The following is a 9676-nucleotide window of genomic DNA, read 5'->3' on the forward strand; positions in this document are numbered from 1 at the left end:
TTGCTGCGGGGCTCGTAGGCCTTTCTTGGGGTTGTGTCGGTCCGTGTTGTCTCTCGTGTGGTCTTTGTTTTCTCTCGGTCTGTGGTTCCATCGGACTCGCCTCGGACGACGAGCGGGCGGCCGACCCCGCACGGTGGCGCGGGCTCAACCTGCTGGGCTTCGCGCTCATGGAGGCGCGCGACCGCCTCCGTACGGACCCGGAGTGACCGCCGGGCCGGGCGCCCGACCGGAGGCGGGCACCGGACTCGCCCCCGTACGGAAAGCCGCCGAACAGGACGCGCGCCGCCCGGTCCGGAGGTGAGCCCGGTCCGGAGGGGCGCCCACCGGTCCGGACCGGAGCCGCCCGACCAGGTCTAACGGTGGGACGCGGCGCCGACGACGAGCGAGGTGGCGAACGGGTCGTTGGTGTTCGAGTCCAGTTCCTCCCCGTTCACGACCGCCCAGACCAGGAAACCGAGGAACGCGGCGCTGAGCAGAGCGCCGATCGCGCCGAGGATGATGCCCGCCAGCGCCATTCCCGCATTGTTGGCCTCGCCCCGCTGGGCGCGTCCGCGGCCCACGAATCCGAAGATCAGCGCCAGGACGCCGAGGATGATGCCGATCCCCCAGAAGCAGAAGGTCACAACGGCGAGGATCCCGAGCACCAGCGCCGTGATCCCCATGCCGTTCGACGGCGTCTGCTGCCAGCCGGTCTGGCCGTATCCGGAGTACGGAGTACTGGCGTAGCCCGGGTAGCCGTAGCCGGCGCCCGCCCCTGGCCCCGTAGCGGCCCCGTACGGGGCTCCGGACTGCTGGGCTCCCGGGTAGCCGTACGGTCCCGGGGTGGGCTGCGCAGGCCCGCCGGGAGCAGTGGGCGGCGGTGGTACGGCACCGTCACCGGGCCCTGACCCCATGCCCGCACCGCCTCCGGCGCCGGGCCCGATGCCGGAGGCCGGCATCCCGGTCACCGTCGGCTGGTCGTGCACGGACCGGCCGGACGGTTTCGGCGGCATCTGCGAGCCCTGGGGGGTGTGCGACTGCGCGGACGACGGCTTGTCCAGCGGCACGTTGTGCTCCGGCGGCGCCCAGGGATCGCTCGGCTCGTAGCCGCCCGACGGCTGCTCGCTCTTGTCTGACATGGGCCTCCCCCACTCGTAATTCCGTCATGCTACGGCCTCGGCTCCGCTCGGAACCGGTCCGGCCTACGATGATCCGTGCCCCGGAAACCGTCCGGCAGACGGCCCGCGCGCCGCCCCGCCGAGGCCGCGCTTCCAGCACCCGTAACGCCGGCACCCGCCCCGTACCGTCCCCATACCCGGAGGATCACGATGACCGATCCGAGCGCCTTCATCGCCGGTCTGCCCAAGGCCGAGCTCCATGTCCACCATGTCGGCTCCGCGTCGCCGCGCATCGTCGCCGAACTGGCGTCCCGGCACCCGGACTCCAAGGTACCCACCGACCCCGGCGCGCTCGTCGACTTCTTCACCTTCACCGACTTCGCCCACTTCATCGACGTCTACCTCTCGGTCGTCGATCTGATCCGGACGCCGGAGGACGTGCGGCTGCTGACCTTCGAGGTCGCCCGCGACATGGCCCGGCAGAACATCCGCTACGCGGAGCTGACGGTCACCCCGTTCAGCTCGACCAACCGCGGCATCCCCGACCACGCCTTCATGGAGGCGATAGAGGACGCGCGGAAGGCCGCCGAGGCGGAACTGGGCGTCGTACTGCGCTGGATCTTCGACATCCCCGGAGAGGCGGGGCTCCAGGCCGCCGAGGAGACGACGCGGCTCGCGGTGGACCTGCGTCCCGACGGGCTGGTCGGTTTCGGACTGGGCGGTCCGGAGATCGGCGTGCCGCGTCCGCAGTTCAAGCCGTACTTCGACCGGGCGATCGCGGCGGGTCTGCGTTCCGTACCGCACGCCGGGGAGACGACGGGGCCGGAGACGGTCTGGGACGCGCTGCGCGAACTGCGCGCGGAGCGCATCGGCCATGGCACCAGCTCCGTCCAGGATCCGGAGCTGCTGGCCTATCTCGCCCAGCACCGCATCCCGCTGGAGGTGTGCCCCACGTCCAACATCGCCACCCGCGCCGTCGCCGATCTCGACGAACACCCGATCAAGGCGATGGTCTCGGCAGGCGTGCTGGTGACGGTCAACAGCGACGACCCGCCCATGTTCGGCACGGATCTGAACAAGGAGTACGGCGTCGCGGCGCGCCTGCTCGGCCTGGACGAACGCGGCATCGCCGATCTCGCGAAGAACGGTGTCGAGGCGTCGTTCCTGGACGCGGCCGGCAAGAAGCGGCTGGCCGAGGAGATCGACACGTACACCGCCCAGTGGCTCGCGCGCTGACCATGGCCGACGGTGCGGGCGACGACCGCGGACACGGCGCCGGTACGGGGCGGGCGGTCGTCGCCGTGGGCCACCGCGGTGACCCCTACCGCGTGCGGGAGAACACCCTTGCCTCGGTCCGTTCGGCGCGGCGACGGGGCGCGGACGCGGTCGAGATCGACGTACGGCTCACCCGGGACGGCGTGCCCGTGCTGCTGCACGACGCCACGCTGGCGCGGCTCTGGGGCCACGAGCGGCGGCTCGCCGAGGTGACGTACGAGGAACTGCGCGAGCTGACGCGCGGCGAGGTACCGGCCTTGCGCGACGCGCTCCTCCCGCCCGCGGACGGGAGCCACGGCGACGGTGGGGCGACGGTACGGGGCCCGCACGGCGCGGAAGGCCGGTTCATGATCGATCTGCCGGGCGCCACCGCGGCGTCGGTGCGCGCGGTCGTCGCCACCGTCCGCGAGTGCGGCGCGCAGGAGCGCGTGTACTACTGCGCGGGAGCGGACACGATGCTGGCCGTGCGCGCCGCCGACGCGCGTGCCGAGATCGCGATGACGTGGACGACGCTGGCGCCGCCGCGCCCCGTGCTGCTCGCAGCGGTGCGGCCACGCTGGCTCAACTACCGGTTCGGGCTGGTCAGCCGGGAGCTGGCCGACCGCAACCACCGGGACGGGCTGCTGGTCTCCACCTGGACCGTGGACACGCGGCGCAGCATGCGCAGACTGATCGAGCGCGGGGTCGATTCGATCACCACGAACCGGATCGACGTCCTGTCCGGCCTGCTCCGAGGGAAGGCTGGCGAGCGCGGCGCCGAGCGCCCGGCGCGCACGCAGATGTAGCCGCGTACGGGCACCGCGGCGGGCAGGGGCCATGCGGCGCCGCCGTGCCACCCGCCCCGTACACGCACCGTGCCTGCCCCGTACGGGGCCCAGCCGCCCGGTGTGCCCCGCTAAGAAGGCCGCGCCCGGCCGGCATTGCCCCGTACGGTGCGTCGCCGTCGCGCTGTACGGGGCCGCACAGACCCGCGCCGTACAGCGGCGTAAAGGGCGCACGGAGCGCACCGTACGCCGCACCGCGCACGTAACGCGGAGGCAGCCGGTCCCGGCCGCCCGCCGACCACCGCCGGCCCGCCACGCGCACGTCTGTCCGGCAGCCGGCTCCCGCCTTTCAGCCGTCAGGCGTCAGGCGTCAGGCGTCGAGCGACGTCATCACGTGCTTGATGCGTGTGTAGTCGTCGAAGCCGTACGCCGAGAGGTCCTTGCCGTAACCGGACTTCTTGAAGCCTCCATGCGGCATCTCCGCGACCAGTGGAATGTGCGTGTTGATCCACACGCAGCCGAAGTCCAGGGCCTTCGACATCCGCATCGCCCGCGCGTGGTCCTTCGTCCACACGGACGAGGCGAGCGCGAACTCCACGCCGTTGGCGTACTCCAGCGCCTGGGCCTCGTCCGTGAAGGACTGGACGGTGATGACGGGGCCGAACACCTCGTTCTGGATGATCTCGTCGTCCTGCTTGAGACCGGAGACGACGGTCGGGGCGTAGAAGTAACCCTTCTCCCCGACCCGGTGGCCGCCCGCCTCGACCCGTGCGTGGGCCGGCAGCCGCTCGATGAAGCCGGAGACCTGCTGGAGCTGCTGGGCGTTGTTGAGCGGCCCGTAGAGGACATCCTCGTCGTCCGGCGCGCCCGTCTTCGTGTCGGCCGCCGCCTTGGCGAGCGCGGTCACGAACTCGTCGTGGATCGACTCGTGGACGAGGACACGCGTCGCCGCCGTACAGTCCTGTCCCGCGTTGAAGTACCCCGCCACCGCGATGTCCTCGACGGCCTTCGCCAGGTCGACGTCCTCGAAGACCACCACCGGCGCCTTGCCACCCAGCTCCAGATGGACCCGCTTGAGGTCCTTGGCCGCCGACTCCGCGACCTGCATACCGGCCCGTACGGAGCCGGTGATGGAGGCCATCGCTGGCGTCGGGTGCTCGACCATGGCCCGGCCGCTGTCGCGGTCGCCGCAGATGACGTTGAAGACGCCCTTGGGGACGATCGCGCCGATGATCTCGGCCATCAGCACCGTCGAGGCGGGGGTGGTGTCCGACGGCTTGAGCACCACTGTGTTGCCCGCGGCGAGCGCCGGCGCGAACTTCCACACCGCCATCATCATCGGATAGTTCCACGGCGCGACCTGTGCGCAGACGCCGACCGGCTCCCGCCGCACGATGGAGGTGAAGCCGTCCATGTACTCACCGGCCGACCGGCCTTCGAGCATCCGGGCGGCGCCCGCGAAGAAGCGGATCTGGTCCACCATCGGCGGGATCTCTTCGGTGCGGGTGAGTTCGATCGGCTTGCCCGTGTTCTCGGACTCGGCGGCGATCAGGTCCTCCGCGCGCTCCTCGAAGGCGTCCGCGATCTTCAGCAGCACCTTCTGGCGCTCGGCCGGGGTGGTGTCCCGCCACGCGGGGAAGGCCGCGGCAGCGGCCTCCATGGCGGCGTCGACATCGGCCTTCCCCGAGAGTGGGGACGTGGCGTACGCGTCGCCCGTGGTCGGGTCGACCACCTCGATGGTCCGCCCGTCAACGGCGTCCCGGAACTCCCCGTTGATGTAGTTACGCAGCCGGCGCAGCTCGGTGGTCACTGCCACCCCTCCCTGTCAGGTGTCCGATGGGTGAGACACCCACCCTAATCGCTCGGCCGACGCTTTCAACAGGCCCGACCCTCCGCAACTTCGGATTCAGTGACACGGGAGCCCTTGAACAACGAATTTCATCGATACAGGGTTGCGATACGGACGAGTCCCGGTGCACAGTGAAGTGCGTGGCCAGCCGTAGCACAGACTCCAGAACGCACTCCAAGGCGCAGTCCGGCGCGGACGCGAAGCCGGAGACCGCGCCTGCCTCCAGGGGGCACTCCAAGCACGACGCCAGACATGAGTCCAGGCAGGACTCCAGGCACGAGTCCCGGCCGGAGCCCCGGACCGGGAACGGCTCCTCGCCGACGATCGACTCCGTGTCGCTCGCGATCATCGAGCAGCTCCAGCAGGACGGACGCCGCCCGTACGCCGCGATCGGCAAGGCGGTCGGCCTCTCCGAGGCGGCCGTACGCCAGCGCGTCCAGAAGCTGCTCGACCAAGGCGTGATGCAGATCGTCGCCGTCACGGACCCGCTCACCGTCGGCTTCCGGCGGCAGGCGATGGTCGGCATCAATGTCGAGGGCGACATGGACCCGGTCGCGGACGCGCTCTCGGAGATGGCCGAATGCGAGTACGTGGTGATGACCGCGGGCTCCTTCGACCTGATGGTGGAGATCGTCTGCGAGGACGACGACCACCTGCTCGAAGTGATCAACAAGCGGATCCGCGCACTCCCCGGCGTGCGCTCCACCGAAAGCTTCGTCTATCTGAAGCTGAAGAAGCAGACCTACATGTGGGGAACCCGATAGCCGTGAGCAAGGACCTCTCCAAGACCGCGTACGACCACCTGTGGATGCACTTCACCCGCATGTCCTCGTACGAGAACGCCCCCGTGCCCACCATCGTGCGGGGCGAGGGCACCTACATCTACGACGCCCAGGGCAAGCGCTACCTGGACGGCCTCTCGGGGCTGTTCGTGGTCAACGCCGGCCACGGCCGCCACGAGTTGGCCGAGGCCGCCTACAAGCAGGGGCAGGAACTGGGCTTCTTCCCGGTATGGTCGTACGCCCATCCGAAGGCCGTCGAACTCGCGGAGCGGCTCGCGCACCACGCGCCCGGCGACCTCAACAAGGTCTTCTTCACAACGGGCGGCGGCGAGGCCGTGGAGACCGCCTGGAAGCTCGCCAAGCAGTACTTCAAGTTGACGGGAAAGCCGACCAAGTACAAGGTCGTCTCGCGCGCCGTCGCCTACCACGGCACGCCCCAGGGGGCGCTCTCCATCACCGGGCTGCCCGCTCTGAAGGCACCGTTCGAGCCGCTGGTCCCCGGTGCGCACAAGGTCCCGAACACGAACATCTACCGCGCCCCGCTGTACGGCGACGATCCGGAGGCGTTCGGCCGCTGGGCCGCCGACCAGATCGAGCAGGAGATCCTCTTCGAAGGGCCCGACACGGTCGCGGCGGTCTTCCTGGAGCCCGTACAGAACGCCGGGGGCTGCTTCCCCCCGCCGCCGGGCTACTTCCAGCGGGTCCGCGAGATCTGTGACCGTTACGACGTCCTGCTCGTCTCCGACGAGGTCATCTGCGCCTTCGGCCGGCTCGGCACGATGTTCGCCTGCGACAAGTTCGACTACATACCCGACATGATCACCTGCGCCAAGGGCATGACGTCGGGCTATTCGCCGATCGGTGCCTGCATCGTCTCCGACCGGCTCGCCGAGCCCTTCTACCAGGGCGACAACACCTTCCTGCACGGCTATACGTTCGGCGGCCACCCGGTCTCCGCGGCGGTCGGCCTCGCCAACCTCGACATCTTCGAACGCGAGGGGCTCAACCAGCATGTGCTCGACAACGAGGGCGCGTTCTTCGAGACCCTGAAGAAGCTGCACGACCTGCCCATCGTGGGCGACGTACGGGGCAACGGCTTCTTCTACGGCATCGAACTGGTGAAGGACAAGACCACCAAGGAGACGTTCACGGCCGAGGAGACCGAGCGCGTCCTGTACGGCTTCCTCTCCAGGAAGCTGTACGACAGCGGCCTCTACTGCCGCGCCGACGACCGGGGCGACCCGGTGGTACAGCTCGCGCCTCCGCTGATCTCCGACCAGTCCACGTTCGACGAGATCGAGGGGATCCTCCGGTCCGTGCTGACGGAGGCGTGGACGAAGCTCTGAGCCGATGCCACACGCCCCGCCCGGAAGGGAAGGCGCCCCGGGGCCCTGGGGGCCTGCCCGCCGGGTCCCGGGGCCTGGGGGCCTGCCCGCCGGGTGTCCGGCCCGCCTGGGGCCCGCCAGGGGGCCTGCCCACCGTGCTCGGCCCGTACGGGGCCCGGCAAGGGCCCCGGTGCCGCCTTTCGGGTGGAGAAGCGCGGCACCTGGGCCTGTGATGTCCGCTCTCCCCGCTCCGAATATCTAGCGTGCCCCATGACCGATCGTCGCCGCCCCGTTCCGCCGGACGAGGGACGGCCGGGCCGCGCCGAGGCGCACCCAATCCGATCAGAACCGAGGTGTACGCCATGGTGGCCCCGCCGGACAACGACGTGCTCTGGGCGCGTTCGCTGAACTACTCCCACAACGGATCGCCCGCGCTCGACGGCGTCTCGCTCGGTGTGCGCGAGGGCGAGATCCTCGCCGTGAACGGTTCGCGCGGCAGCGGCAAGACGACGCTGCTCCGCTGTCTGTCGGGGCAGTTGGTCCCCCAGCAGGGCGAGGTCTGGTTCGACAGCTCGCCGGTCCACACCATGAGCCCCCTCATGCGCGAAAGGCTGCGCCGCGACCGCTTCGGCTGGATCGGCCCCGAGCCGGCGCTCGTTCCCGAGCTGACCGCGTGGGAGAACGCCGCCCTGCCCCTGCTCATGCGCGGTACGTCGCACCGTGCCGCCAAGACCACCGCGCTGGAGTGGCTGGAGCGCCTCGACATCGGCCCCTGCGCGCGCAAGCGGCCGTACGCCCTCTTCAGGTCCCAGCAGCAACGCGTCGCCGTGGCCCGCGCCCTGGTCACCGAGCCCTCGGTCGTCTTCGCCGACGAACCGACGGCGCCGCTGCACCGTGCGGACCGGGCACAGGTGCTCCGCACGCTGACCACCGCGGCACGCTCGCATCGGATCACCGTCGTCCTCGCCACCCTGGACACGGAGGTCGCGACGCTCGCCGACCGCGCCGTCACCCTGATCGACGGCCGGCGGGACAACTCGTCGCGTCCGTCCGAGGCGGAAGGCCGGGCCGCGTGCTCGCTCTCCGTCTAGGCCGCGGCACACACCCCCTGGTCCTGTTCCGGCGACTCCTGGTCGTCGCGGCGTCGGCGGGTGTCGGCTTCCTCTTGTTGTGCACTCTCGGCTGGGCGATGGGCCACCCGGCGGGGTCACTGGTACGGCTGCTCTGGTGCCTGGTGCCGCTCGCGGCGACGGTGCAGTTCGCGGTGGCGGTGGCACGCACCGAACCGCGCACCCGACCCCGCTCCGGCCTGTCGGCGGTGGGGCTGGGCCCGGCGCGGCTCACGGTGCTGGGGGCCACGTCCACGGCGATCTCCTGCACCCTGGGCAGCGCGCTGGCACTGATGCTCTTCCTGCATCTGCGCGGCGACCTGACGGGCATGCCGTTCGACGGCCAGGCGGCCGGCCTGCTGGCCGCCGGGCGGCCGCTGCCGGTCGGCGCGGCGTTGACGCTGTTGGCGGCCTCGCCGGTCCTGGCGACGGTGGCGACGGGGCTCGCCCTCCGGCGGCGTGGCCGCGTGGAGGCGCAGGCCACGGGCGCCGTACGGGGCACCGCGCGGGCCCGGGTCGAGGCGAGCGTCGGCGGCAGTGGCGGTGCCCCCGCCGTGGCTGCTTCCGTCGTGGAAGCGTCGGACACGGATGAGGCCCCGCCCTCCGCCGACGGCTCCGTGGCGGTACGGACGGCCACGCCCGCGCTCCCACCCGCGCCTGTGTCCATGCCTGTGGCCGCGCCGTACCCCGCGCCCGCACCGGCGGGGCTGCCCTGGGGCGTCGCGCTCACGGCGGCCGGCCTCGCGGTCGAGACGTACGCGAGCCGGGGAGAGGGCGGCCCCGCGCTGCCGCTGCCCGGCCGGTTCGACGGCAGCTCCGCCGCGGTCCTGGCCGGCTGGTCGCTGACCGCCGTCGGCCTGGCGCTGGCCGGTCCGGGCATCACGTATCTCTGCGGCTGGCTGCTCCAGGTCGTGCGCCCCGGAGCGATCCGTCTGCTGGCCGGACGGACCTTGATGGCGGAGTCGCGGCGTATCGGCAACCCACTGGGCGTGCTGTGCGCCGTGGTGTCGGGAACGTTCGCCGCGGCGTCCCTGTACGGCCCTTCGGACGAGCGCCTCTTCGGCCCGCTCACGGCGCTCGGTGCGACGCTGGTCATCGGATGCACGGCGGCCACCGTGCTCGTGGCCGCTCTGGAAACGCGACAGGCGCGGGCCTCGGCCACCGAAAGCCTCCGCCTGGCGGGCGCGCCTGCCGGCCTGTTGCGCACGGCGGTGCTGGTGCGAGCGGCCGCCGTGGTGGCGGTCTTCACCCCCTTGACCTGGGCCGTGGCGGCGCTGGCAGCCATCCCGCTGTCCAGGTAGGTCCGGTTCCGGCGGACCCTGTTCCGGCGGACCCACCGCGCCCCGTAGCGCCGACGGTACGAGGGCCGCGGTGCGCACGCCGCCGCCGCTACGGGGCGCGGGCCGACGGACGACGGGCGCCATGGCGCTTACGGGGCGGCGTACGGCGCGGTCGCTGCGCGGAGTACGCCGCCC

The 9676-nt window shown here is 71.5% G+C and carries 8 protein-coding genes and 1 pseudogene; 7 read left to right on the plus strand and 2 right to left on the minus strand.

Annotated elements, in window-relative coordinates; genetic code table 11:
* Nucleotides 1-206 (plus strand): annotated as a pseudogene (locus ACFXPK_RS11985) (hypothetical protein); the annotation flags it as partial.
* A gap of 147 nt (nt 207-353) precedes the next feature.
* On the opposite strand, the gene ACFXPK_RS11990 reads toward ACFXPK_RS11985, so the two are convergent.
* Entirely contained in the window at nt 354-1118 is a 765-nt protein-coding gene (locus ACFXPK_RS11990) for a DUF4190 domain-containing protein (RefSeq protein WP_385074313.1), read from the minus strand.
* A 189-nt stretch (nt 1119-1307) separates the two neighbouring features.
* On the opposite strand from ACFXPK_RS11990, the gene ACFXPK_RS11995 reads away from it, so the two are divergent.
* Both ACFXPK_RS11995 and ACFXPK_RS12000 read left to right on the plus strand, forming a co-directional pair.
* Nucleotides 1308-2333 carry an adenosine deaminase gene (locus tag ACFXPK_RS11995; RefSeq protein ID WP_385074316.1) on the plus strand — a complete coding sequence of 342 codons (1026 nt, stop codon included), beginning with the start codon at nt 1308-1310 and terminating at the stop codon, nt 2331-2333.
* A 2-nt stretch (nt 2334-2335) separates the two neighbouring features.
* Nucleotides 2336-3157 carry a glycerophosphodiester phosphodiesterase gene (locus ACFXPK_RS12000; protein ID WP_385074319.1) on the plus strand — a complete coding sequence of 274 codons (822 nt, stop codon included), beginning with the start codon at nt 2336-2338 and terminating at the stop codon, nt 3155-3157.
* Between the two features lie 349 nt (nt 3158-3506).
* On the opposite strand, the gene ACFXPK_RS12005 is transcribed toward ACFXPK_RS12000, so the two are convergent.
* Complete coding sequence (locus tag ACFXPK_RS12005) at nt 3507-4946, minus strand: gamma-aminobutyraldehyde dehydrogenase (RefSeq protein WP_385005446.1); 1440 nt, start codon at nt 4944-4946, stop codon at nt 3507-3509.
* Nucleotides 4947-5308: 362 nt separating this feature from the next.
* On the opposite strand from ACFXPK_RS12005, the gene ACFXPK_RS12010 reads away from it, so the two are divergent.
* From ACFXPK_RS12010 to ACFXPK_RS12025, 4 genes are all read left to right on the plus strand, one after another.
* Nucleotides 5309-5749, plus strand: a complete 441-nt coding sequence (locus ACFXPK_RS12010) for an Lrp/AsnC family transcriptional regulator (protein WP_385005444.1) — start codon at nt 5309-5311, stop codon at nt 5747-5749.
* Nucleotides 5734-7113, plus strand: coding sequence for an aspartate aminotransferase family protein (locus ACFXPK_RS12015; protein WP_385005436.1), 1380 nt, complete (start codon nt 5734-5736; stop codon nt 7111-7113). The genes ACFXPK_RS12010 and ACFXPK_RS12015 overlap by 16 nt, the downstream gene beginning before the upstream one ends.
* A gap of 341 nt (nt 7114-7454) precedes the next feature.
* Nucleotides 7455-8183, plus strand: coding sequence for an ABC transporter ATP-binding protein (locus tag ACFXPK_RS12020; protein WP_385074322.1), 729 nt, complete (start codon nt 7455-7457; stop codon nt 8181-8183).
* Entirely contained in the window at nt 8165-9502 is a 1338-nt protein-coding gene (locus ACFXPK_RS12025; RefSeq protein WP_385074326.1) for a hypothetical protein, read from the plus strand. Before ACFXPK_RS12020 ends, ACFXPK_RS12025 begins: the two co-directional genes overlap by 19 nt.
* Nucleotides 9503-9676 lie beyond the last annotated feature (174 nt).

Source organism: Streptomyces sp. NPDC059142 (assembly GCF_042755665.1).
Classification (GTDB): domain Bacteria; phylum Actinomycetota; class Actinomycetes; order Streptomycetales; family Streptomycetaceae; genus Streptomyces.

Bases quoted from the DNA above. Each gene is read 5' to 3' on its own strand.
- ACFXPK_RS11990 (WP_385074313.1), bottom strand. From the start codon at position 1,118: ATGTCAGACAAGAGCGAGCAGCCGTCGGGCGGCTACGAGCCGAGCGAT.
- ACFXPK_RS11995 (WP_385074316.1), top strand. From the start codon at position 1,308: ATGACCGATCCGAGCGCCTTCATCGCCGGTCTGCCCAAGGCCGAGCTC.
- ACFXPK_RS12000 (WP_385074319.1), top strand. From the start codon at position 2,336: ATGGCCGACGGTGCGGGCGACGACCGCGGACACGGCGCCGGTACGGGG.
- ACFXPK_RS12020 (WP_385074322.1), top strand. From the start codon at position 7,455: ATGGTGGCCCCGCCGGACAACGACGTGCTCTGGGCGCGTTCGCTGAAC.